Annotated in this window: 1 protein-coding gene; it reads right to left on the reverse strand. The window is 59.8% G+C overall.

Features of this window, described 5'->3' with window-relative positions:
* Positions 1–172: 172 nt before the first annotated feature.
* Positions 173–351: inorganic diphosphatase (locus tag DBZ45_RS02455; protein WP_190242972.1), on the reverse strand; the 179-nt coding region annotated here is incomplete at its 5' end.

Below are 351 nucleotides of genomic sequence, written 5' to 3' on the forward strand. Positions count from 1 at the left end.
GGCAAGCTGGGAGCTGACGGGACGTTACGGATCTCACGGTCGGGCGAACTGGCAGTTAATGCTCTCAAAACCCCAATTTGAGGGCATCAGCTGCCAGTTCGCGCTGTTAAGGGACGACGGCGGCGCTTGCGGTTCACAGGGAACCGCAAGCGCCGCCGTCGGACATTAATCTCTAGTGTGCTGCGGGCACGTAACGCTTGATGGAAGCCTCAAGTTCGGCTTCGGCGGCGGCGCGGTCAGCCCAGCCTTCGGCCTTGACCCACTTGCCGGGCTCCAGGTCCTTGTAGCGGGTGAAGAAGTGCTCGATTTCCTTGATCAGGAATTCGTTGACGTCGCTGACTTCCTGGATGT

This window comes from Arthrobacter globiformis (assembly GCF_003261175.1).
Lineage (GTDB): Bacteria > Actinomycetota > Actinomycetes > Actinomycetales > Micrococcaceae > Arthrobacter > Arthrobacter globiformis_A.